The sequence below is a fragment of the Bradyrhizobium sp. HKCCYLRH3073 genome (assembly GCF_051167995.1).
Taxonomy (GTDB): domain Bacteria; phylum Pseudomonadota; class Alphaproteobacteria; order Rhizobiales; family Xanthobacteraceae; genus Bradyrhizobium.
Genome location: NZ_JBNPUD010000020.1, coordinates 63,425 through 86,819, shown reverse-complemented (window position 1 = coordinate 86,819; position 23,395 = coordinate 63,425). Strand labels below are relative to the sequence as shown.

At 65.8% G+C, this 23,395-nt stretch carries 20 protein-coding genes; 10 read left to right on the top strand and 10 right to left on the bottom strand.

The features are described 5' to 3' along the window. Positions 1-47 precede the first annotated feature (47 nt). Together ACQR1X_RS30310 and ppc are read left to right on the top strand one after the other, a co-directional pair. Entirely contained in the window at positions 48-1,592 is a 1,545-nt protein-coding gene (locus ACQR1X_RS30310) for an acyl-CoA synthetase (RefSeq protein WP_434900196.1), read from the top strand. Between the two features lie 117 nt (positions 1,593-1,709). Then, positions 1,710-4,493 (top strand): phosphoenolpyruvate carboxylase, encoded by a 2,784-nt coding sequence (gene ppc, locus ACQR1X_RS30305; RefSeq protein WP_434900195.1) that lies wholly within the window; start codon positions 1,710-1,712, stop codon positions 4,491-4,493. A gap of 1,261 nt (positions 4,494-5,754) precedes the next feature. Here ppc and ACQR1X_RS30300 read toward each other — a convergent pair. The 4 genes from ACQR1X_RS30300 to ACQR1X_RS30285 all read right to left on the bottom strand — a co-directional run bounded on the left by ACQR1X_RS30300 (position 5,755) and on the right by ACQR1X_RS30285 (position 9,632). After that, positions 5,755-6,924, bottom strand: a complete 1,170-nt coding sequence (locus ACQR1X_RS30300; protein WP_434900194.1) for an SMP-30/gluconolactonase/LRE family protein — start codon at positions 6,922-6,924, stop codon at positions 5,755-5,757. Positions 6,925-7,049: 125 nt separating this feature from the next. Continuing rightward, a complete protein-coding gene (locus ACQR1X_RS30295; protein ID WP_316183341.1) occupies positions 7,050-7,964 on the bottom strand; it encodes an SDR family oxidoreductase in 915 nt (304 codons plus the stop codon). Between the two features lie 110 nt (positions 7,965-8,074). Next, complete coding sequence (locus tag ACQR1X_RS30290; RefSeq protein WP_316183342.1) at positions 8,075-9,214, bottom strand: thiolase C-terminal domain-containing protein; 1,140 nt, start codon at positions 9,212-9,214, stop codon at positions 8,075-8,077. Between the two features lie 4 nt (positions 9,215-9,218). Further along, on the bottom strand, positions 9,219-9,632 hold the full coding sequence (locus ACQR1X_RS30285) for a Zn-ribbon domain-containing OB-fold protein (protein ID WP_315801294.1): 414 nt from the start codon (positions 9,630-9,632) through the stop codon (positions 9,219-9,221). 191 nt (positions 9,633-9,823) lie between these two features. On the opposite strand from ACQR1X_RS30285, the gene ACQR1X_RS30280 reads away from it, so the two are divergent. Together ACQR1X_RS30280 and ACQR1X_RS30275 are read left to right on the top strand one after the other, a co-directional pair. Continuing rightward, positions 9,824-10,147 carry an AtuA-related protein gene (locus ACQR1X_RS30280; RefSeq protein WP_316183343.1) on the top strand — a complete coding sequence of 108 codons (324 nt, stop codon included), beginning with the start codon at positions 9,824-9,826 and terminating at the stop codon, positions 10,145-10,147. Between the two features lie 6 nt (positions 10,148-10,153). Then, complete coding sequence (locus ACQR1X_RS30275) at positions 10,154-11,506, top strand: amidase (RefSeq protein ID WP_316183344.1); 1,353 nt, start codon at positions 10,154-10,156, stop codon at positions 11,504-11,506. A 15-nt stretch (positions 11,507-11,521) separates the two neighbouring features. On the opposite strand, the gene ACQR1X_RS30270 is transcribed toward ACQR1X_RS30275, so the two are convergent. Continuing rightward, on the bottom strand, positions 11,522-12,280 hold the full coding sequence (locus tag ACQR1X_RS30270) for a transglycosylase domain-containing protein (RefSeq protein ID WP_316183345.1): 759 nt from the start codon (positions 12,278-12,280) through the stop codon (positions 11,522-11,524). 230 nt (positions 12,281-12,510) lie between these two features. Here ACQR1X_RS30270 and ACQR1X_RS30265 point away from each other — a divergent pair, with 230 nt between their 5' ends. The 3 genes from ACQR1X_RS30265 to ACQR1X_RS30255 all read left to right on the top strand — a co-directional run bounded on the left by ACQR1X_RS30265 (position 12,511) and on the right by ACQR1X_RS30255 (position 15,203). Then, on the top strand, positions 12,511-13,254 hold the full coding sequence (locus ACQR1X_RS30265) for a 2OG-Fe(II) oxygenase (RefSeq protein WP_316183346.1): 744 nt from the start codon (positions 12,511-12,513) through the stop codon (positions 13,252-13,254). Between the two features lie 3 nt (positions 13,255-13,257). Further along, complete coding sequence (gene alkB / locus ACQR1X_RS30260) at positions 13,258-13,908, top strand: DNA oxidative demethylase AlkB (RefSeq protein WP_316183347.1); 651 nt, start codon at positions 13,258-13,260, stop codon at positions 13,906-13,908. 74 nt (positions 13,909-13,982) lie between these two features. Then, positions 13,983-15,203 (top strand): MFS transporter, encoded by a 1,221-nt coding sequence (locus tag ACQR1X_RS30255; RefSeq protein WP_316183348.1) that lies wholly within the window; start codon positions 13,983-13,985, stop codon positions 15,201-15,203. A gap of 34 nt (positions 15,204-15,237) precedes the next feature. Here ACQR1X_RS30255 and ACQR1X_RS30250 read toward each other — a convergent pair whose 3' ends face one another. From ACQR1X_RS30250 to hpaH, 5 genes are read right to left on the bottom strand one after another with little or no spacing between them, the layout of a single operon-like run. Next, positions 15,238-16,863 (bottom strand): thiamine pyrophosphate-dependent enzyme, encoded by a 1,626-nt coding sequence (locus tag ACQR1X_RS30250; RefSeq protein ID WP_316183349.1) that lies wholly within the window; start codon positions 16,861-16,863, stop codon positions 15,238-15,240. Positions 16,864-16,884: 21 nt separating this feature from the next. Continuing rightward, on the bottom strand, positions 16,885-17,757 hold the full coding sequence (locus tag ACQR1X_RS30245) for a fumarylacetoacetate hydrolase family protein (protein ID WP_434900193.1): 873 nt from the start codon (positions 17,755-17,757) through the stop codon (positions 16,885-16,887). 12 nt (positions 17,758-17,769) lie between these two features. Continuing rightward, positions 17,770-19,308 carry a 5-carboxymethyl-2-hydroxymuconate semialdehyde dehydrogenase gene (hpaE, locus tag ACQR1X_RS30240; RefSeq protein WP_434900192.1) on the bottom strand — a complete coding sequence of 513 codons (1,539 nt, stop codon included), beginning with the start codon at positions 19,306-19,308 and terminating at the stop codon, positions 17,770-17,772. Next, positions 19,301-19,699, bottom strand: coding sequence for a 5-carboxymethyl-2-hydroxymuconate Delta-isomerase (locus ACQR1X_RS30235; RefSeq protein WP_434900191.1), 399 nt, complete (start codon positions 19,697-19,699; stop codon positions 19,301-19,303). Before ACQR1X_RS30235 ends, hpaE begins: the two co-directional genes overlap by 8 nt. A 24-nt stretch (positions 19,700-19,723) precedes the next feature. Next, entirely contained in the window at positions 19,724-20,530 is an 807-nt protein-coding gene (gene hpaH / locus ACQR1X_RS30230; protein ID WP_434900190.1) for a 2-oxo-hept-4-ene-1,7-dioate hydratase, read from the bottom strand. Between the two features lie 176 nt (positions 20,531-20,706). On the opposite strand from hpaH, the gene hpaR reads away from it, so the two are divergent. From hpaR to ACQR1X_RS30215, 3 genes are all read left to right on the top strand, one after another. Further along, positions 20,707-21,162, top strand: coding sequence for a homoprotocatechuate degradation operon regulator HpaR (gene hpaR, locus ACQR1X_RS30225; RefSeq protein WP_434900199.1), 456 nt, complete (start codon positions 20,707-20,709; stop codon positions 21,160-21,162). A gap of 157 nt (positions 21,163-21,319) precedes the next feature. Further along, positions 21,320-22,405 carry a malate/lactate/ureidoglycolate dehydrogenase gene (locus tag ACQR1X_RS30220; protein ID WP_316183351.1) on the top strand — a complete coding sequence of 362 codons (1,086 nt, stop codon included), beginning with the start codon at positions 21,320-21,322 and terminating at the stop codon, positions 22,403-22,405. A gap of 131 nt (positions 22,406-22,536) precedes the next feature. Further along, entirely contained in the window at positions 22,537-23,316 is a 780-nt protein-coding gene (locus ACQR1X_RS30215) for an HpcH/HpaI aldolase family protein (protein ID WP_316183352.1), read from the top strand. The last annotated feature ends 79 nt before the right edge of the window (positions 23,317-23,395 follow it).

Genomic DNA, 23,395 nt, shown 5'->3' with positions numbered 1-23,395 from the left:
TGACGGCGGAAACTCGAACCGACGCCAGATCGGACAAGGCAATAACAATGGAAACGTCCTCCCTGTTCTGCGGCATCATCTCCGGCGAACGCCGGCGCAGCCACGCTGACATCGCCGACCGCGCCGCGCGGATCGCGAGCGGTCTCGCGCAGCTCGGCGTGCACCAGGGCGACTGCGTCTGCATGCTCATGCGCAACGACATCGCCTTCATCGAGGCCGCCTACGGCGCGATGCGACTGGGCGCCTATGGTGTGCCGGTGAACTGGCACTTCAAGCCGGAGGAGATCGATTACATCCTCAAGGACTCCGCGACGCGGGTGCTGATCGGTCACGCCGATCTGCTGCATCAGCTTCGCGGCCTGATTCCCTCCGGCATCACCGTGCTCAGCGTCCCGACGCCGCCGGAGATCCTGTCCAACTACAAGATCGGCGCGGATCTGCTCGCAACACCGGAGTTCGCGACCGACCTGGAAAGCTGGCTCATGCAACAGGGTCCTTACGAAGGACCGCAGGTGCCGCAGCCGCAGAACATGATCTACACCTCCGGCACGACTGGTCATCCCAAGGGCGTCCGGCGCAATGCGCCGACGGTGGAGCAGGCGGCCTCGGCCGAACGGATGCGGGCGCTGATCTATGGACTCAAGCCGGGCTCGCGCGCGCTGCTGCCCGGACCGCTGTATCATTCCGCGCCGAACGCCTTCGGCCTGCGGGCCGGACGGCTCGGCGGCGCGCTGGTGCTGATGCCGCGGTTCGAGCCGGAGGAGTTTCTCCGTATCATCCAGGTGGAGCGGATCGACACCATCTTCATGGTGCCGACCATGTTCATCCGCCTGATGAAGCTGCCCGAGGAGGTGCGCGGCCGCTACGACATGTCGTCGCTGCGTCACATCATCCACGCCGCGGCGCCGTGCCCGGCCGACGTCAAGCGCGCGATGATCGAATGGTGGGGGCCGGTCATCTACGAATTCTACGGCTCGACCGAATCGGGCGCAGTCACCTTCGCGAGCTCCGAGGACGCGCTGAAGAAGCCCGGCACCGTCGGCAAGGTCTCGCCGGGCGCCGAGTTGCGCTTCCTCGGTGAGGACGGGCGCATCCTGCCGCAGGGCGAGATTGGCGAGATCTATTCGCGCATCGCGGGCAATCCGGATTTCACCTATCACAACAAGCCGGAGAAGCGCGCCGAGATCGACCGCGACGGCTTCATCACCTCGGGTGATGTCGGCTACATGGACCCCGATGGCTATGTGTTCCTGTGCGACCGCAAGCGCGACATGGTGATCTCCGGCGGGGTCAACATCTATCCGGCCGAGATCGAGGCGGTGCTGCATACCGTGCCGGGCGTGCACGATTGCGCTGTGTTCGGCATCCCCGACACGGAGTTCGGCGAGGCGCTCATGGCGGTGGTCGAGCCGCAGCCCGGCGTGACGCTGGATACCGGCGAGATCAAGGCGCGGCTGAAGGCGTCGCTGGCCGACTACAAGGTGCCCAGGCATATCGAAATCCACGGCAAGCTGCCGCGCGAGGATTCCGGCAAGATCTTCAAGCGGCGGCTGCGCGATCCGTATTGGGAGCGAGCCGGAAGGCAAATCTGACCGAGGGGAGGAACGATAGCTTGGAATAGGGCAGGCGACGCCTCTTTCTTGATCTTGCGCTGCAATACGGATACGGCAGACTGACCCGTAAATGGGCAGCTGCTGGAGAGCGCATCCATGTCGCCGCAAGCCATACCAGAGGAAATCCGTCCCAACCGCGCCGCCGAGGCGCAGGCCATGGAGGAGGATGCGCGGCTTCGGGACGACATCCGGCTGCTCGGCCGCATCCTCGGCGACACCGTTCGCGACCAGGAGGGCGCCGACGTCTTCGACCTCGTCGAGCTGATACGCCAGACCTCGGTGCGCTTCCATCGCGACGAGGACCGCCAGGCGCGGCGCGAGCTGGAGCAGATCCTCGACGGCATGTCGACCGCGGAGACCGTCCGCATCGTCCGCGCCTTCAGCTATTTCTCCCATCTCGCCAACATCGCCGAGGACCAGAACAACATCCGCCGCATGCGCGCCAAGAGCGACGCCAACGGCGGCAATGGCATGCTTGCGGCGACGCTCGCTCACGCCAAGTCGGCCGGCTTCGAGGCGGCGGAGTTGCGCAGGTTCTTCTCCACCGCGTTGGTCAGCCCGGTCCTGACCGCGCACCCCACGGAGGTGCGGCGCAAGAGCACGATGGATCGCGAGATGGAGATCGCGATGCTGCTCGACCGCCGCGAGCGGATGCAGTTGACGCCGGATGAGCGCGCGGCCAATGACGAGGCGCTGCGCCGCGCCGTTCTGACCTTGTGGCAGACCAACCTGCTGCGCCGGACCAAGCTGACGGTGCTCGACGAGGTCACCAACGGCCTGTCGTTCTACGACTACACCTTCCTGCGCGAGGTGCCGCGGCTGCTCTGTTCGCTCGAGGACCGGCTCAATGACGGCGCGGAGGTGGCGGGCGATCTCGCCTCGTTCCTGCGGATGGGGAGCTGGATCGGCGGCGACCGCGACGGCAATCCGTTCGTGACCGCCGAGGTCATGCGTGGAACGCTCAAGCTGCAATCCAGCCTGGCGCTGCATTACTATCTGGAGGAGCTGCATCTGCTCGGCAGCGAACTGTCCATTGCGGCGCATCTCGCCGATGTCTCCGAGGAGCTGCGCGCGCTGGCCGAGCGCTCGCCGGACACGTCGCCGCACCGCCGTGGCGAGCCCTATCGTCTGGCGGTGTCCGGCATCTATGCGCGGCTGGCGGCCACCGCGAAGAAGCTCGGCATCCAGATCAGCCGCCTGCCGGTGGCGGCGGTCGCGCCTTACGACAGCGTCAAAGAGTTGCAGGACGATCTCGACGTGCTGCATCGCTCGCTGATCGCCAACAATGCCGAGGTCATTGCGCGCGGCCGGCTGCGCATGCTCCGGCGCGCGGTCGACTGTTTCGGCTTCCATCTGGCCCGGCTCGACATCCGCCAGAACTCGGCGGTGCACGAGCGCACCGTCGCCGAGCTGATCGACACCGCGATGCCCGGCATGTCCTACATGGCGCTCAGCGAGGATGCCCGCGTCGGCCTGCTGGTCAGCGAGCTGCGCAATGCCAGGCCACTGGTCTCGCAGTTCGTGAAGTACAGCGACGAAACCGTCGGCGAGCTCGCGCTGTTCCGCGCCGCCGCCGAGGCGCACGCGACGTTCGGTGCCGATGTGATTCCCCAGTGCATCATCTCGATGTGCAAGGGCATGTCGGACATGCTCGAGGTGGCGTTGCTGCTCAAGGAGGTCGGCCTGATCGATCCATCGGGCCGCTGCGCCGTCAACATCGTGCCGCTGTTCGAGACCATCGAGGATTTGCAGGCCTCCAGCGGCATCATGGACCGGATGCTGGCGCTGCACGATTACCGCCGCCTGGTCGACAGCCGCGGCGCCGTGCAGGAGGTTATGCTCGGCTATTCCGACAGCAACAAGGATGGCGGCTTCGTCACCTCGGGCTGGGAGCTCTACAAGGCCGAGATCGGCCTGGTCGACATCTTCGAACGACATGGCATCCGGCTCAGGCTGTTCCATGGCCGCGGCGGCTCGGTCGGCCGCGGCGGCGGCCCGAGCTACGATGCGATCATCGCGCAGCCCGGGGGCGCCGTGAACGGCCAGATCCGGATCACCGAGCAGGGCGAGATCATCTCCAGCAAATATTCCAATGCCGAGGTCGGCCGCAACAATCTGGAGATCCTCGCCGCGGCAACGCTCGAGGCCAGCCTGCTGCATCCGCGCCAGCCGGCGCCAAAGCGCGAATATCTCACCGCGATGGACCGGCTCTCGGAGCTCGCGTTCAAGGCCTATCGCAGCCTGGTCTACGAGACCGACGGCTTCGTCGACTATTTCTGGGCCTCGACCGTCATCAACGAGATCGCGACCTTGAACATCGGCAGCCGCCCAGCCTCGCGCAAGAAGACCCGCGCGATCGAGGATCTGCGCGCCATCCCCTGGGTGTTCTCCTGGGCGCAGTGCCGGTTGATGCTGCCGGGCTGGTACGGCTTCGGCAGTGCGGTCGAGACCTGGATCGCGGAGAATCCGGAGCAGGGCATGCCGTTCCTGCGCGAGCTCTACCGGGAATGGCCGTTCTTCCGCATGCTGTTGTCGAACATGGACATGGTGCTCGCCAAGAGCTCGATCGCGATCGCCTCGCGCTATGCGGAGCTTGTGCCGGACGAGGCCCTGCGCGAAAAGATCTTCGGCCGCATCCGCCGCGAATGGAATCTGGTCATCGAGACCCTGCTCGACATCACCGGCCAGGAGCGTCTGTTGCAGGGCAACCCGCTGCTCGAGCGCTCGGTGCGCAACCGCTTTCCCTATCTCGATCCGCTCAACCATGTGCAGGTCGAACTGCTGAAGGAGCACCGCGCGCAGAACCCGGACGAGCAGGTGCTGCGCGGCATTCAGCTGACCATCAACGGCATCTCGGCCGGGCTGAGAAATACGGGTTAGTTCGGGACGGCAGCCACAAACTCCCTGTCGTCTCGGCGAACGCCGGGACCCCCAGGGAGCGGATCGGGGCACGCTGGTCATTGGCCTTTTGCTCATCACGACCGCCGCGGCGTATGGATCCCGGATCGGCGCCCTGCTGCGCTGGCGCGCGGCACGGCTTGTCCGGGACGACGGCGGTGGGCGGCGTGAAAGCGGAGCGCCAAATCGCCTCAGCAACATTGGTGGAACGGAGCGCTGAAGCGACAAACACCGCCGTCGTCCCGGCGAACGCCGGGACCCATAGCCACAGGGAGCAGTTTGGGGCACGCTGGTCATTGGCCTTTTGCCCATCACGACCGCCGCGGCGTATGGATCCCGGATCGGAGCCGTGTCGCGCTGGCGCGCGGCACGGCTTGTCCGGGACGACAGCGGTGGGCGGCGTGAAAGCGGAGCGCCAAATCGCCTCACCAACATTGGTGAAACGGAGCGCCGAAGCGACAAACATCGCCGTCGTCCCGGCGAACGCCGGGACCCATAGCCACAGGGAGCAGTTTGGGGCACGCTGGTCATTGGCCTTTTGCCCATCACGACCGCCGCGGCGTATGGATCCCGGATCGGCGCCCTGCCGCGCTGGCGCGCGGCACGGCTTGTCCGGGACGACGGCGGTGGGTGCGGCGGATTCACGGCTCGAACAGCGCTCGAGATGCGGACATGAGCTTGCATTCCCGCGGCACGTCATGCCCGAGCCTTGTGATCAGTTCGTCCCTTACGAGAGTGCAAGGGCGCGGGGAATGCCGGGTGAGGGCCTCACCCATGGCCCGCCTGCAGAAAAAAAGCAGGCGGCAGTCACCACAGGTTCAGCCGATCACCGGCATTCCCCGCGCGATGTCTTCACGCTTATACGCGATCTCCCCGGTGTGCCGGCTCGTAGACACCGTCGCCCGGGCGATGCGCTGGGCATCACCACGGACTTGACGCCTGCGTCGGGGCGCCAGGACCACGCGATTTCACGTCCGCAACAAAGCCGTTCGTCGGCGCATCCCTTCGGACACGCTGCAGCTCCATCGCGGCATCGCATCCCCGCCTCGCGTGTCGTGACGATCGCGCGCTACGCCCCTTGCATGAGGCGGGATGGCGAGAAGAAATCATGGTTTCCGAAAAAACGCAAGACATTTCTTTTGTTCGGAAGTCACGCGGCGGGGCTGCCCCGCGAGCCGTGTTGAGAGACAACGGCCAGGCGAGCAGCGAGCAGAGGCTTGCTCGCTGCTTCCTCCGCGATCGCCTACGGCTTCAGCGCACCCTGCGCACTGGTGTAGACGGCGTAGAGCGAGGTCGAGCCGCAGATGTAGAGCCGGTTGCGCTGCTGGCCGCCGAAGCACAGATTGGCGACCGTCTCCGGGATGTGGATCTTGCCCAGCATCGTTCCGTCCGCGGCATAGCAGCGCACGCCATCCTCGTTCGGATCGCCCCAGCCGACCGAGCACCACACCCGTCCGTCGCGATCGCAGCGCACGCCGTCGGAGATGCTCGGCTTGGGCATTTCGGCGAACACCTTGCTGTTCGACAACTTGCCTGCGGCATGGTCGACATCGAAGACGCGAATATGTGAGGGATTGTCCGGCCCGTCGGTGAAGCCGGTATCTACGACGTAGAGCTTCTTCTCGTCGGGGGAGAAGGCCAGCCCGTTGGGTTCGACGAAGTCGTCGACCACAACCTTCACCTCTCCCGATTTCGGATCGACCCGATAGACATTGTGCTTGTCCTGCTCGGGCTGCGCCTTGAGGCCCTCATAGAAACCACCGATGCCGTAGACCGGATCGGTGAACCATATTGCGCCGTCGGCCGCGACCACCGCATCGTTGGGCGAGTTCAAGCGCTTGCCATTGTAGCTGTCGGCGATGATCGTGATCGAGCCGTCAAGCTCGGTGCGGGTGACCCGTCGGCCGCTGTGCTCGCAGGTGATCAGCCGTCCTTCCCGATCGATGGTGTTGCCGTTCGAATTCATCGACGGTTGTCGATAGACGCTGAGATGACCATCGTCCTCGGAGAAGCGCATGATGCGATTGTTCGGGATGTCGCTGAACAGCACATAGCGGCCAGCAGCAAAATAGACCGGGCCTTCGGCCCAGCGCATTCCGGTGGCGACGCGCTCGACGGCCATAGTGCCTGCGAAGGCCGGAAATTCCGCCGGCCCGAATGACAGCTTGGGCTTCTTCGCCGACTCCAGATGAGAGTCCGGATAGCGGCTGCCCGGCAAGGGACCGAGCGGCAGCGGGTCCGTCGAGATTGTCGGCGCCCCCGTCTGGCCCGGCGGCGTGACGGTTGCGGCCGACGCAGTCGTGACTGCTGAAGCAGCGGCGAAAGCCGCGGCTCCTTTCAGCAGTCTGCGCCGGTTGAAGCCGTGAGCTGCGACCGACAAGTCCGGTGCGCCGTCGTGTCGTGAATTCGTCATCTGTGTCCTCCCGACTTTTTGTTGGGAGGCGACCATACGACGAAATCATGGCGGCGCGCGGGTCGTTTGGATAAAAAACAACTTGAGATGGTGTGCGCCGCAAGCGGAATTTCGGCGCTGCAATCTCAGATCGGGTCCCAGCCGAACACGTCGGCGGAACGATCGAGCTTGTAGAACGACGGCTTCAGCGCCGGCATGCCATGCTCCGCAATGGTCTGCGGCGTCCAGCCCTCGCCGCGGTGCACCGAGCGCAGCGGGCGCGACTGGCCCATCAGGAAGATCTCGTTCATGCGGACGGCAAAGATCTGGCCGGTGACGTCCTTCGAGGCATCGCCTAGCAGATAGGCGACGACGGGCGCGATCTTCTCGGGCCCCATCCGCTTCATGCGCTCGACGCGCTCCTTCTCGGCCTCGGTCTCCGCCGGGATGGTGCCGATCATGCGGCTCCAGGCGAACGGCGAGACGCAATTGGAGCGCACGTTGAAGCGGCCCATGTCGAGCGCGATCGACTTCGACAGGCCGACGATGCCGAGCTTCGCCGCGGCGTAGTTGGCCTGGCCATAATTGCCGATCAGCCCCGAGGTCGAGGTGAAGTGGACGAAGGAGCCGCTCTCCTGCTCGCGGAACAGCCGCGCGGCGGAGTGCGCGACGTAGAACGAGCCCATCAGGTGGACCTTGATGACGGCTTCGAACGCCTCGATGCTCATCTTGTGGAAGATCATGTCGCGCAGGATGCCGGCATTGTTGACCACGCCGTCGAGCTTGCCGAAGTGGTCGGTCGCGGCCTTCACGATCTTGCTGGCCGGGATCGCTTCGGACACGCTCTCGAAATTCGCCACCGCCGTGCCGCCGCGCTTCCTGATCTCCTCGACCACTTCCTCCGCCGGCGCGGCGCTGGTGCCCGAGCCGTCGGAGGCGACGCCGGGATCGTTGACGACGACCTTGGCGCCTTCGGCGGCGCACAGCAGCGCGATCTCGCGGCCGATGCCGCGGCCGGCGCCGGTGACGATGACGACTTTGTCCTGGAGCGATTTGGTCATGAGTCTTCTCCTGTTTTGCTCCGTCATTCCGGGATGGTGCGAAGCACCAGACCCGGAATCTCGAGATTCCGGGTTCGCACGTGCCGCGCGCCCCGGAATGACGGAGGCTGCTATCTCTCGTTCGTGAAGATGATCGTGCCCGATGCGGCGAACATGCCGCCGACGCCGTGACACACCGAGATCTTGGCTCCCGGCACCTGCGCCGGCGCGATGCCCCGCATCTGGCGCACGCTCTCCTGCAGCGCATACATGCCGTACATGCCCGAATGCATGTAGGACAGGCCGCCGCCATTGGTGTTGAGCGGCAGCTTGCCGCCCGGCCGCGTGTGTCCGGCGGCGATGAACGGCCCGGTCTCCTCATGCGGCATGAAGCCGAGATCGCCGAGACCGAACAGCGGCAGATGCGCGAACGCGTCGTAGATCATCAGATGATCGACGTCGGCATGGCCGATGCCGGCTTCCTTGAAGGCGAGGGGGCCCGCGACCTTGAAGGCACGCGACGAATTGAACGTCTCCATCTGGCTGACCATCGGCGTCTCCACGCTTTCGCCTGTGCCGAGAATGTACACCGGCTTGCGCGGAAAATCCTTGGCGCGATCGGCCGAGGTCAGGATCAGCGCGCCGCCGCCATCGGTGACGAGGCAGCACTGCAGCAGGCGGAACGGGTAGGCGATCATGCGCGAGTTCAGGACGTCGTCGACGGTGATCGGGTCCTTCATCATCGCGCGCGGATTCTTTGCCGCCCATTCGCGCTGTACGACCGCAACCATCGCCAACTGCTCATGGGTGATGCCGTAGGTCTTCATGTAGCGCAGCACGGGGATCGGGAACATGCTGGGCGGCCCGTAGACGCCGAACGGCGCCTCGAACTGGCCCTGCAGGCTGTCCGGCGGGATCGAGCGCGGCAGCTTGCCGATCATCGATTTGCCGCTCTCGGCATGGGTGATCAGCACGGTCTTGCACAGGCCGGCTTCGATCGCAGCCGCGGCGTGGCGGACATGCAGCATGAAGGAGCAGCCGCCGACCGAGGTGCCATCGACCCAGGTCGGTGTGATGCCGAGGTAATGGCAGATCTGCTGCGGCGTCTCGACGGCGGTGGCGAAGCCGTCGATGTCCGACAGCTTCAGCCCGGCATCGGCGATCGCATTCAGTGCCGCGTCCGCATGCAGCTGGATCTGCGACATCGTCGGGATGACACCGAGCTCGGTGGTCTCGGCCGCGCCGACCACGGCAACCTGGTTTCGACGCATGGCGTTATCCTTTCGCCGGCCGGAACAGGGGCAGGGTGATCTGCTCGTCCAACGTCTCGAATGTGACTTCGAGGGCCATGTCGAGCTCCAACGCCTCCGGCGTCTGCGGGCAGCCCGTGATGTTGCTCATCATGCGCGGGCCCTCTTCGAGCGCCACGACGGCAATGGCGTAAGGCGGCGTGAAGCCGGGCGCAGGGGGACGATGGTTGATGACGTAGCTGTAGAGCGTGCCTTTGCCCGTGGCCTTGAAGACGCTGACCTTGCGGCTGGCGCAGGCCGGACAGAACGGGCGCGGCGGGAAGTAGACGTGGGCGCAGGCGTCGCAGCGCTGCAGCCGCAACTCACCGGCCCGGGTGCCGTCCCAGAAATGCTGCGTCTCCGGCGTCGGTTTGGGACGTGCGCGCATCGGCTCGGCCATCCGGGTTGATCCTCCCTGCGGCGGGCTCCGTCGCCCGCTCCTTTGCATCCGTGATGCGCCATTTGACGCAGACGCGTCAACGGTCCATCACGCCGCGCATGCGGCCCTCCGGGGGGCGCAGAGGTGTTTGGACGGCAATTGCCGCCTGATGAAAATTGGTCTTTGATGCGGAGAGTAGGATCGGAGCCGAGATGAAGCTGCGTGACATCGCCCATTCCAGGACCGGCGACAAGGGTGACACCTCGAACATCTCGGTCATCGCCTACGACCCCAAGGATTACCCGCTGCTGCTCGCACAAGTCACGGCGGAGCGGGTGAAGGCGCACTTCGCCGGCATTGTCCAGGGCGAGGTGGTCCGCTATGAGCTGCCCAACATTGCGGCGCTGAACTTCGTGATGAGCCGGGCGCTCGGCGGCGGGGTCACCCGTTCGCTCGCGCTGGATGCGCACGGCAAGTCGCTGAGTTCCGCGCTGCTCGATCTGGACATCGCGGCCGATGCCGCAGACATGCGATAGGATGCCATGACCGTTTCAATTCCGACCCTGGCCGCGCTGGCCGACGATCTCGCCGCCGGCCGCACCACCGCGCGCAAGCTGGTGGAGGGGTGCCTCGCCCGCATTGCCGATCCTGCGGGTGAGGGGGAGCGCGCCTTCATCCATGTCGACAAGGAGGCGGCGCTCGCTGCCGCTGATGGCATGGACGCGCTGCGCAAGGCCAATGCCGCGCCGTCGCCCTTCGCCGGCATTCCGGTGTCGATCAAGGATCTGTTCGACATCAAGGGCCAGGTCACCCGCGCCGGCTCGCGGGCGCTGGAGGATTCCGCGCCGGCCGAGGCCGATGCGCCGGCGGTGGCGCGGCTGCGCCGGGCCGGCTTCGTCGTGATCGGCCGCACCAACATGACCGAGTTCGCCTATTCCGGCATCGGCATCAACCCGCATTACGGCACGCCGAAGAGCGCCTGGAAGCGCGACGTTGGCTACGTGCCCGGCGGCTCGTCGTCGGGCGCCGCGGTCTCCATCGTCGATCGCATGGCCTATGGTGCGCTCGGCACCGACACCGGCGGCTCCTGCCGCATCCCGGCGGCGTTCAACGGCATCGTCGGCTACAAGCCGACGCAGGCCCGCGTGCCACTCGACGGCGGCGTGCCGCTGTCGACCACGCTCGACAGCTTCGGCCCGCTCGCCAACACCGTGGCGTGCTGCGCCGTGCTCGATTCCGTGCTGGCCGACGAGCCGATCCGGCCGCTGGCATCACGCCCGGTGAAGGGCCTGCGGCTCGCCGTGCCCACCACCATCGTGCTGGACGAGCTCGATGCCGAGGTGGCCGCTACGTTCGAACGCGCGCTGGAGAGCCTGGCGAAGCAGGGCGCGCTGATCGCGCGCATCGAATTCCCGGAGTTCCTCGACGTCGGCATCATCGGCGCAAAGGGCGGCTTCGCCGCCGCCGAGAGCTATGCCTGGCACCGCTTCCTGCTGGCGGCCAAGGGCGACGTCTACGATCCGCGCGTCTCGGTGCGCATCATGCGCGGCGAGGCGATCACCGTGCCCGACTACATCGAGATGCTCAACGCCCGCCGCTCGCTGGTGACGCGCGCCGCCGCGCGGATCGCGCCCTACGACGCGCTGGTGATGCCGACCACCGCCAACGCGCCGCCGAAAATCGCCGATCTCGCCGACGACCAGGCCTTCGCCCGCGAGAACGTCCGTGCGCTGCGCAACTGCACCTTCATCAACATGATCGACGGCTGCGCCATCTCGCTCCCGGCGCATCGGCATGGCGAGGTCCCCGTCGGCCTGATGCTGGCGCAGTCGGGCGGCCAGGACCGCAAGCTGCTGGAGATCGCGGCGGGCATCGAGGGCGTGGTGCGGGGCTGAGGCGGACGCGAGCGGTCAGGGACTGCGCGGCGTTGTGTCGACGGCGGGGAGTGGGGCGGCCCTGGCGGCGGTCGCCTGGGCCTCGTCGATGAGGCCGGCTGACAGCATTTTGTCGAGCATGTAGTTGCGCCGCTCGCCGTCGCGCTCAGAGGGCCTCGGCATCTGGAAACGCGCGAGGAGCAGGGCGATCTCGTCGATGTTGAGGTCTGCCAGGGGCTTGCCGAAATGCGCGGTCGCCGCCGCTGCGACACCATAGGCGTTGCGGCCGAGATAGCTGTCGTTCAGGTAGGAATCGAGAATTCGCTCGCGCGACAGGGTTCGTTCCAGACGGCCCATGAAGACCGTGTTTCCGACGTGCCAATCCAGGCCGCGACAACAGTCTGGAGCCAAAGCTTGCAGGCAATGGCGGGTGACCGTAAACGTGATCCTCGTATCGGGCCGTCGGCCGTCGATGATGGCCGCCATTGTCGCCGGCAGAACGAGATTGGGCCGTGTCTGAAAGTCGGCGCCAGCCGACGCGATGACGGCCTGCCGCAGCAGCAGGGGCATGTCTGCCAGCGCGACGTACGGCGATCCCGCTTCGAGCGGACAAAGATGGCCGGCGGCAGGAAGCGCTGCGATCTCGGCTTCAGTAGGGACGCCAAGATGATATTCGGCGTACCATATCGCGTAGGCTTCGGCGTAGAGCAGCAGGACGACGGCAAGCGAGAGAACGGCCAGGATCGACTTGCCGAGCAGGATGATGAAGACGCGTTGGGTGCCGAGACGTTGCATCGTCAGATCATTAGTTCCACCCGAAGCATTTCGGTTCATCAGGGCGTTCCAGCACGATCACAGCAGAGCGCCAGGAAACGGGTGGCCGTCGCTCATCATTCTGTCGCATCCTCGTCATTCCGGGATGCGCGCCCTTGCGCGCAGGCGCGGAATCCATAACCACGATCGTGAGTATGGATTCCGGGCTCGTCGCTTCGCGCCGCCCCGGAATGACAGCTGGGATGAATTGCATGGCCAGACTTGAGCACGCAGTGCCCGACCTCAATTCCATCGCCGCGACTGGCGTCGATGCGATCGATTGGGCGATGGTTGACCGCGACCTCGACGTCAGCGGCTCCGCGGTGTTAAAGCAACTCGTGTCGCCCGACACCTGCCGCATGCTGGCCTCTCTCTATCCGGACGACCGGCATTTCCGCAGCCGCGTGGTGATGGCGCGGCATGGGTTCGGGCGCGGCGAGTACAAATATTTCAGCTATCCGCTGCCGGATCCGATCGCGGAGTTGCGGCCGCGGATCTATTCCCATCTCGTCGCGATCGCCAACCGGTGGAATGCGACCATGGGGATCGACGTCCGCTATCCCGCCGAGCACGACGACTTCCTGGCGCGCTGTCATCAGGCCGGCCAGGTCAGGCCGACGCCGCTCTTGCTGCAATATGTCGACGGCGACTACAACTGCCTGCACCAGGATCTCTATGGCGAGCATGTGTTTCCGCTGCAGGTTGCGATTCTCCTATCCGAGCCGGGGCGTGATTTCGACGGCGGCGAGTTCGTGCTGACCGAACAGCGGCCGCGCATGCAGTCGCGCGCCGAGGTGGTGCCGCTCCGGCAGGGCGACGCCGTGGTGTTCGCGGTCCGCAATCGCCCGGTCCAGGGCACCCGCGGCAGCTACCGCGTCAACATGCGCCATGGCGTGAGCCGGCTGCGTTCCGGTCGGCGGCATACGCTCGGGGTGATCTTTCACGATGCGAAGTAGCAAATGACGGATCTGTTCGATGGATTTGAGATCGCCGGACCGGCGCGCGAGCCGCTCGCGCCCGGCGCGGTGCTGCTGCGTGGTTTTGCGCAGCCGCATGAGACGGAACTTCTGGCCGCGATCGAGGCGATCACCGCGCAGGCGCCGTTCCGCCGGATGATCACGCCCGGCGGCCACCAGATGTCGGTGGCGATGACGAATTGCGGGTCGGTCGGCTGGGTGACGGACCGCAGCGGCTATCGCTATGATGCATGTGATCCGGACACCGGTCGGCCATGGCCGGCGATGCCGCCGCTGTTGCGACAACTCGCCGAGCAGGCGGCGAATGAGGCAGGCTTTGCCGCCTTCGCGCCCGATGCCTGCCTGATCAATTGCTACGAGCCCGGCGCCAAGATGTCGCTGCATCAGGACCGCGACGAGCGCGACATCGGCGCGCCGATCGTCTCGGTGTCGCTGGGGCTGCCGGCGACGTTCCTGTTCGGCGGCCTCAAGCGCTCCGACAAGACGCAACGCTATCGGCTGGCCCATGGCGACGTCGTCGTCTGGGGCGGCCCGGCGCGCCTCGCCTTTCACGGCGTCGGGCCGCTCGCCGGCGGCGAGCATGCTCGGCTCGGGCGCCGGCGCATCAACCTGACGTTCCGCCGCGCGCAGTAGTCCAGCCGCTGTGTGCTCTTCGTCATTTTGCATCGGCCGCCACCCGCTCTATGCTGCCCTCCGGGAGAGGGGCCATGAGCACTGTCGAACTTGCGGACGAGCGGGCGCCGGCGGCGACGCGGCTCGGACTCCACCTTGCGCTGCTGCAGCTGGTGTTCACGCTGCTGTGGACGACCTATGTGATCTATCTGCCCAAGCTTGCGGCCCAGGCCGGCATCGCGCCCTCGGCCGTCGTTCTGATCCTGATGCTGGACCAGGCGATCTTCACGCTGTCGGACACGGCCATGGGAATCGCCGCGGATCGGCTCGGGCCCATCGCCTCGCGATTCGGTCTCTTCATCGGCCTGCTGACTGCGATATCCTGCGCCGCGTTCGTGGCGCTGCCTTTCGCGGCAGCGTCGGCGGGTCCTGCGGTCTTTATCGGACTGATCGCGATCTGGGCGCTGACCTCGTCAGTGTTGCGCGCGCCGCCCTTGACGCTGCTCGGGCGTCATGCGGCCCGGCCGGCCATTCCGTTCCTGGCAGCGCTGGTCATGCTCGGCTACGGCGTGGCCGGCGCCGTGTCGCCCTATCTCGGCGTGATCCTGCGCGACTACGATCCGCGCCTGCCGTTCGTCATCTCATCGGCTGTGCTGCTGCTGACGGCGCTCGGTCTCTCGCGCATTCCGCAGGATAGCGGTCCGGCAGCGCAAGCAGTGGCCAAGCCTGAGCCCAAGCCGTTGCGGGGATTGCCGCTGCTGTTCATCGGCGCCATGGTAATCCTTGCGCTCGGCTACCAGCTGCATTTCAGCATCAACAGCTCGGCTTTCTATCTCCGCTTCGCCAGGCCGGAGGACTTGTCCTGGCTGATGCCGGTGTTCTGGATCGGCTTCAACCTTGTGCTGTTCCCGGCCAGCGTGGTCGTCAAGCATCGCGGCGGGCTCATGGTGATGGGAATCGCCGGTCTACTCGGCGCGCTCGCGATCGTGATCGCCGAGCTCGCGGGCGCACTGACCGTGCTGATCGTGGCGCAGTTCATCGCCGGGGCCGCCTGGGGCTGCATGATGATGAGCGCCATTTCCGCGGCGCTCGCGATCGGGACGACCGGCGCCGAGGGCAAGGTGACCGGGCTCGTGTTCTCGGCGCTGGCGCTGGCAACCTTCGCGCGGATCGCCGCCGTCGCCGGCGGCCTGCAGAAGCTGCCCGACTACGCGCCCCTGGTGCAATGGGCACCGGTCGCCTGCTGGTTCGTGGCCGGCGCCGGCCTGCTGGTGATGGCCGCGGCAGCGTTGCAGGGACGGCAGGCATCTGCCTGACCCTGCAACCGCCCAGTCGTCCACCGCGATCGGCCTATGGTTTTGCCGGATGAATGAAAGCCCAGGGCGAGACCTCGGAATCCCGGGGCACTTCGACGTCGATCAAATAGGGCCCGCCATGCGCGAGCGCCTTCTGCAGCGCTGATTTGAACTGATCCGGCGCCGTGACGCGGCTCGCGGCCACGCCGAAGGACTCCGCGAGCTTGACGAAATCCGGGTTGACGAGGTCGGAGGCCACGACGCGGCCATCGAAGCGCTCGCGCTGGTCGCGCCGGACATTGCCATACGAGTTGTTGTTGAACACCAGCGTGACCACGCCGATGTTGTACTGCACGGCCGTCGCCAGCTCCTGCACCGCGAACATGAAGCCGCCGTCGCCTGTGATCGCCACCACCGGTCTGTCGGGATGCGCGACCTTGGCGCCGAGCGCGGTCGGGAAGCCCGCGCCGAGCGTGCCCTGATAGCCCGAGGTGATGAAGGTGCGCGGCTCGTACACCGGAAAGCCGTACCAGGAGGCGAAGCCGACCTGCGATAATTCGTCGGTGACGATGGCGTCCGGCGGCAGCACCTCGCGCAGCACGTTCAGATAGGCCATCTGCGGCTGCACCTTCTGGATCTCCTGCAAGGTCGCGGCGCTGGCCTCGCGAATGGTCGCGCGGCGGCCGGAGGTCTTGCGGTAGCCCGCCTTGCCGACGGCCGCCGAGAGCGCGGCCGTCCCGGCCTTGGCATCGGCGACGATGCCGGCATCGACGACCAGGCGCCGCATTTCGGCGGGGTCGATGTCGATGCGGATCGACTTCAAACCATCGGGCTTGAACGGCCAGCGGAACGTGGTCGGCAGCTCCATGCGGGTGCCGATTCCGATCATCAGGTCGATGGTCGGCCAGAGCTTGTAGGCGGCGGCCATGGTGAGCCCGAGCTCATGCGCGTTGGAGACGATGCCGCGTCCGGACCGGAACGCCACGACCGGCGCGTCGATCATCTCGGCCAGCTCGAGGATCTCCTCGCGGGCCTCGATCGCGCCGGCGCCGACGAAGATCATCGGCGTTTTCGCAGAGGTAATCAGTCCGGCGGCCTTGGCGATGCGGTCGGGATCGGGCTGCGGCGGCGCGAACTGCGGCAGCGGCTTGGCAGCGGCCGTCTCGGCCTTCTGCGTGAACACGTCCCACGGCATCTCGAGGGCCGTGGGACCGCGTCGCCCCGACAGCATTTCCTGGAACGCGCGCGCGACCAGCGTCGGCGCGCTATCAGGATATTCGATCCGCTCCGCCCATTTGACGAAGGTGCGCAAGGTGGCGAGCTGGTCGGGCATCTCGTGCAGATGGCCGCGGCCGCGTCCGAGATAATCCGTCGGCACCTGGCCCGTCAGGCACAGCACCGGCTCGTTGCAGCCGAAGGCGGTGAGCAGTGCCGCGCCCGCGTTGAGCACGCCGGGACCCGGCACCACGCTGAACACGCCGGGCCTGCCGCTGGCGCGGGCATAGCCGAACGCCATGTAGCCGCAGGCCTGTTCGTGGCGGGCGCCGACGACCTTGAGCTGCGCCTGGTGGAAGGCATCGAACAGGCCATAGACCTGCGCGCCGGGCAGGCCGAACACGGTGTCGACGCCGTGGGCGACGAGCCCGCTGACGATGGCTTCGCCGCCGGTCATGGTGGTCATGCTGACATTCCGTTGCTGATTTTATAGAGCTTCGTCGACGACGCCATTGCGCAAGGTACCGACGCCCTCGGCTTCGATCTCGATGACGTCGCCGGGCTTCAGATAGCGCGGCGGGTCGAACCGTGCACCGGCGCCGGTCGGCGTCCCCGTCACGATCACGTCACCGGGCATGAGCGTGGTGAAGGTCGAGATGTAGTTGATGAGGTAGCGGAAGCCGAACATCAGCCGCGACGTGCGATCGTCCTGGCGCAATTCGCCATTGACGCGCGTCGTCAGCCGGATGTCGGCAATCTGGCTTTCGTCGGTGTAGCGCACGATCCAGGGCCCGAGGCTGCCGGTGGAGTCGAAGTTCTTGCCCTGGGTGACGTTGAACTTGGCATGCCGCACCCAGTCGCGGATGGTGCCCTCGTTGCACAGCGTCAACGCGGCGATGTGATCCAGCGCCTGGGCCTCGGGAATGTGACGGCCCGCCTTGCCGATGATCAGCACGAGCTCGCCTTCGTAGTCCAGTTGCGGCGAGGCGCGCGGGCGCACCAGCGGCGTCTCGTGGCCGACGAAGGAGCGCGGCGTGCGCATGAACATCGACGGATATTTCGGCGCGTCCTGGCCATCCTTGTATTCGGCGTTGCGATCGGGATAGTTGACGCCGATGCAGATGATCTTCTCGGGCGAGGGGATGGGCGGCAGCCAGGTGATGGCATCGAGGCCGTGATCGGGCGAGAGGCCGGCGGCGGTCTCGATCAGCCGCGGCAGGGCGCCCGCCGCGATGACTTCGCGTAAGGTCGGATAGTCCTTGGCGAAGCGCGCCGAGAGATCGACAAGACCTTTGTCAGTGACAAGTCCATAGCGGACAGAGCCGTTGACGGAGTAGGTCGCGAGGCGAGGGGAGGTCATGGGCATCTCTCCTTACACGCCGAGCCGCTGGATCTTGTGGGTGCCGCGCGCGAGCGAGACGTGCTTGGTCTCCATGTAGAAGTCGAACGAATAGTCGCCGCCGTCGCGGCCGATGCCCGACGCCTTCATGCCGCCGAACGGCGTCGGCAGGTGGCGGACGTTCTCCGAGTTCAGCCAGATCATGCCGGCCTCCAGCGTGTCGGCGACGCGCAGCGCGCGGCCCATGTCGCCGGTCCAGACATAGCCGGTGAGGCCATATTGCACGTCGTTGGCGATCGCGATCGCGTCGGCCTCGTCGCGGAACGGGATCACGATGAGGAACGGCCCGAACACTTCTTCCTGCGCCACGCGCATGGTCTGGCGCGCGCCGGTCACCAGCGTCGGCTCGACGTAATGGCCGCCGCCCGGGCCGTCGAACCGCTTGCCGCCGACGGCGATGATCGCACCGTCCTCGCGCGCAACGTCGACATAGGAGCAGACCTTCGCGAGATGCCGCTCATGGATCAGCGGTCCGATCTCGGTGGCGGGATCGAGCGGATGACCCACTTTCAGCGCACGCACGCGCGCGGCGAGCTTGGCCGTAAAAGTCTCGGCGATGCTCCGCTGCACCAGCAGGCGGCTGGACGACGTGCAGCGCTCGCCGTTGAGCGAGTAGATCATGAACACGACGGCGTCGAGCGCGCGGTCGAGATCGGCATCGTCGAACACGATCACCGGGTTCTTGCCGCCGAGCTCGAAATGCACCCGCTTCAAGGTCGGTGCTCCCTGCGCCATGATCGCAGACCCCGTCGAGCTCTCGCCGACGAAGCCGATCGCCTTGATCGCGGGATGCTCGGTCAGCGCCTTGCCGGCCTCTTCGCCAAAGCCATGCACCGTGTTGAGCACGCCGTCGGGAATGCCGGCGTCCTTGGCGAGCTTGGCGAGCCATTGCGCCGTGATCGGCGACCATTCCGCCGGCTTGTGCACGACCGTGCAGCCGGCCGCGAGTGCGGGGGCGATCTTCCAGGTCGACAGCATGAACGGCATGTTCCAGGGCGTGATCACGCCGACCGGGCCGATCGGCACCCGGGTCGAAATGTTCCAGTGCTCGTCGCTCGGCGTGCTCTGGCCGTCGCGGGCCTCGGTGCATTTGTCGGCGAAGAAGCGGAAGTTTTCCGCGGCGCGGATCGCGGCCTTGGCCATGAAGCGATAGGCCTGCCCGGTATCGATACATTCGAGCACCGCGATGTCGTCGGCATGATCCTCGATCGCATCGGCCACGCGATGCAGCAGCTTGCGACGCATCGCCGGCGCCATGTCGCGCCAGGATTTGAAGGCAAGTGCGGCCGATGTCGCCGCGCGGTCGATGTCCTCGGCATTGCCGCGTGCGACGGTCGCGAGCACGGTGTTGTCGATCGGAGACTTGGTCTCGAACGTTGCGCCCGAGATGGCCGGCACCACCTTGCCGTCGATGAAATGGCCGATGCCCTCGTGCTTCAGCTTCGCGAGCAGGGGAGCCGCGCGGTCGAGGTTGGACTTGTAAATGTCGGTTTTGGGATTGGCCTTATCCATGGGATGCCTTCGCTTTCAGGGCGTCGTGGATGTTGTTGCGTTTCCAGCTGGTCGCGGCGTCGTTGATCTGCATGTCGAAGGACAGCGCGAACTTGCTGCTGGCGAAGACGGGATCGAGGTAATCCGAGAGCGCCTTGAAGACGTATTCGCCGGCCTTCTGCCGTGCCGGGAGGTCGCGGCCTTCGCCGAGCCGCAGCAGCATGGCGAGGAAGGCGGCATCGGGCTTGCCGTCGGCGATCGCGTAATGCTCGCAGCGGATCGCGCGCACGCGGATGCCGCCGATCGGAAAGATCCTGGTCTCACTGGCGGCCTTACGGACCACCTCGCAGACGTTGGCCATCACGACAAAGGCGTCGAGATTGGCGGAGTATTCGATGCTGAAATGCGGCATGATGCGGTCGCTCCGGTGCAGGCGTCAGGTGAAGTAACAGCTCACCGTTCCATACGGGCCGTAGTCGGCCTGGATGGTGTCGCCCTTGCGGGCCTCGATCGGCCGGATGAAGGAGCCGGCCAGAACGACCTGGCCTGGTTCGAGGGCAAGCCCGCGCGCTGCGATCTTGTTGGCGAGCCAGGCAACGGCCGTCGCCGGGTTGTTCAGCACGCCGGCGGCCAAGCCGGTCTCTTCCAGTTGGCCGTTCTTATAACAGAGTGCGCCGATCCAGCGCAGGTCGGTATCGAGCGGCCGCAGCGGCAGGCCGCCGAGCACGATTCCGGCATTTGCCGCGTTGTCGGCGATCGTATCGAAGATCTTGCGGGTCGCCTTGGTCGCGGGATCCACCCGCTCGATCCGCGTATCCAGGATTTCCAGTGCCGGTACCACGAAATCGGTCGCGTTGAGCACGTCGAACACCGTGCAGTCCGGCCCCGACAGACGGTGCTTCATGACGAAGGCAAGTTCCGCCTCGATCCGCGTCGCGATGAAGCGGTCGGACGGCACCAGCCCGCCATCGGCAAAGAACATGTCGTCGAGCAGCACGCCCGAATCCGGCTCATCGATGTTCAGCGCGCTCTGCATCGCCTTCGACGTCAACCCGATCTTGTGCCCCTTGATGACGCGGCCCGCGGCCACCTTGATGCCGATCCAGGCCTCCTGGATGGCATAGGCATCTGCGATGGTGATATCGGGAAACTCCTGCGACAACTGCCTGATCTGGTGGCGGCTCTTTTCAGCCTGATCCAGGCGTAACGCGCAGCTATGTATCTGGTCGCTCGAAAGAGGCATGGTTGTCGCTCAGAAAAGAGGTGGCCGCAGATGATTAACATGTTAAGTTTCTGCCGGCAAACCGAAAGGACGTTTGCTGCAGTGCAAATATTTGGGATGACCCCCAGGAGATTGATGTGAGCGAGACCAGGGCGAAGGTCGCGAGGCCGGCGGCGAAGGACGCCCGCAAGGTGCCGATGCGCGACTTCTCGCAGTCGTTGCCGATGGCCTTGTTGCGGGCGCGCGAGGCCGTGATGCGGCAGTTTCGTCCCAATCTGCGGCAGCACGGCCTGACCGAGCAGCAATGGCGCATCCTGCGCGCGCTGGCGGCGGTCGACGTGATCGAGGTGACCGAGCTGGCGCGGGTCGCGTTCCTGCTCGGGCCCAGCCTGTCCCGCATCCTGCGCGATCTCGAGGCGCGTGGCTTGATTCAGCGCGAAGTCGATAGCCGCGACATGCGCAGGGGCGTGCTGTCGATTTCGACCAAGGGCATGAAGCTGATCGCGCAGGTCGCGCCGAGCTCGGAGGCGATCTACGCATCGATTGCCAGCCGGTACGGTACACGCAAGCTTGCCGCATTGCACAAGATGCTTGGCGAGCTCGAGCTGAGCATCGGCGGCGATCTCGCCCCCGACGACAGCGGTGACGGCTGATATGCCGCGGACGAGGCGCAACGGAAGGGGTCTCGTACTTGGCAGGCCGTTCGGCGTTTTGATAAGAAGCGATGCAGTCGAGCGGAGATGGCGTGCGTCGCAGGCATGGCATTCCATGCTAACTCTGTCCGCATGCTGATCGAACCCGCGAGTTGTCATGGTCACAATCAAGGTTGCCCGCCTCATCGATTTCGTCGCCGACGTCTTCGAACATGCCGAGTCCTCTGCTGAGGAGGCGCGGCGGATCGCCACTTATCTCACGACGGCAAATCTCACCGGGCATGACAGTCACGGTGTGATCCGGGTGCCCGTCTATATCCGCTGGAAGAAGATGGGATCGATCGTGCCCAACCAGACGGCGGACATCGTGGTCGACACGCCGTCGCTGGTGGTCGTGGACGGCAAGTTCGGCTACGGCCAGACGGTGACGCCGCAGGCCGTGAGGATCGGCATCGAGCGCTGCAAGAAGAGCGGCCTGGCTGCGCTGGCGCTGCGCAATTCCGGCCATCTCGGCCGCGTCGGCGACTGGGCAGAAATGGCCGCCGCCGAAGGACTCGTGTCCATTCATTTCGTCACTGCCGCGGGCTCCCTGCTGGTGGCGCCCTATGGCGGCGTCGAGAAGCGGTTCTCGACCGCGCCCTATTGTGTCGGCATCCCGCGCCAGGGGCAGGATCCCATCGTGCTCGATTTCGCGACCTCGATCGTGGCCGAGGGCAAGGTCCTGGTGGCGAGCCGCGGCGGCAAGAAGCTGCCCAAGGGCGCTTTGATCGATGCCGACGGGACGCTCAGCGAGGATCCGGCGGTGCTCTATGGACCCTATGAGACCGAGGGGACGCGCGACCACACCAAGGGGACGGGAGCGATCCGCGCTTTCGGCGAGCACAAGGGCTCCGGGCTCGCCTTTATCTGTGAGCTGCTCGGCGGCGCCTTGACCGGCACCGGGGCGACGTCGGCAAACCGGCGCTTCGCCAACGGCATGCTCGCGATCTACATCGACCCGAAGGTGGTCGATCCGGCGAGCTTCTTCGACGGTGAGATCACCCGCTATACGGATTTCATCCGGGCGACCAAGCCGGTCTCCGGCGTCGATCAGGTGCTGGTGCCGGGCGACCCCGAGCGCAAGATGCGGGCCGAGCGTACGGCCAATGGCGTGCCATTGCCCGACGACACCTGGGCGGCAATAGTGAACACGGCGCGCGACGTGGGTGTCAGCGAAGCGAGCATTCAGCGGGCGACATCGTGATATCAGTGTGATCGCCGGTGGCGCGAGCGATCCACGCGCAGATTGAGCGGGATTGCATTGCGTTGCGCCATCGGCGAGAACGAATTTGAACGAGACAGAACGGTTGAACAACAAGGGAAGGAAACGCAGTCGTGGCGAACAATAAGGTCAAGCAGCTCTGGGCCGAAGGCAAGGCGGTGGTGAATGCCTGGCTCGCGATCCCCTCGGGGTTTTCCGCGGAGGTCGTGGCTCAGTGCGGCTTCGACAGCGTCACCGTGGACATGCAGCACGGGGTGCAGGACTATCTGTCGATGGTCCAATGCTTCCAGGCGATGCATGGCCATCCGGTCACGCCGATGGTGCGCGTGCCGTGGAACGAGCCCGGCATCATCGGCAAGGTGCTCGATGGCGGCGCCTATGGCGTCATCTGCCCGATGGTCAACACAGCGCAGGAAGCCCGCAACCTCGTTTCCTACTCAAAATATCCGCCGAAGGGCGTGCGCTCCAACGGTCCGATTCGTTCGGGCATGTATGGCAGTGCGGGCGAGTATCAGAAGACGGCCAACGACGAGATCGTGCTGCTGCCGATGATGGAGACCAGGACCGCGGTCGAGAACATGGAGGCCATCCTCGATGTCGAAGGCATCGACGGCGTCTATATCGGGCCCTCCGATCTCGGCTTTTCCTATGGTCTGGTGCCGAAGCTCGATCGCGACGAGCCGGAGATCCTCAAGATCTATGAGAAGATCGTGAAGGAATGCGGCAAACGCGGGCTCAATCCCGGCATTCATTGCAGCGGCGCCGAGGGTGCGGTCCGCGCCATCAACATGGGCTTCAAGCTCGTGACCTTGTCGAACGAGGTCGGCCTGATGCAGGTCTATGCCCGCCAGCAGGTCGCGCAGACCCGCAAGGACTCCGGCGGCAAGGCGTAACGAGAAAGGCGAATGGCGAGGAGGGCGTAGCGAAGAAGGATCCGTTTCCTTTCGCTATGCGCCGCTCGCCATTCGCATG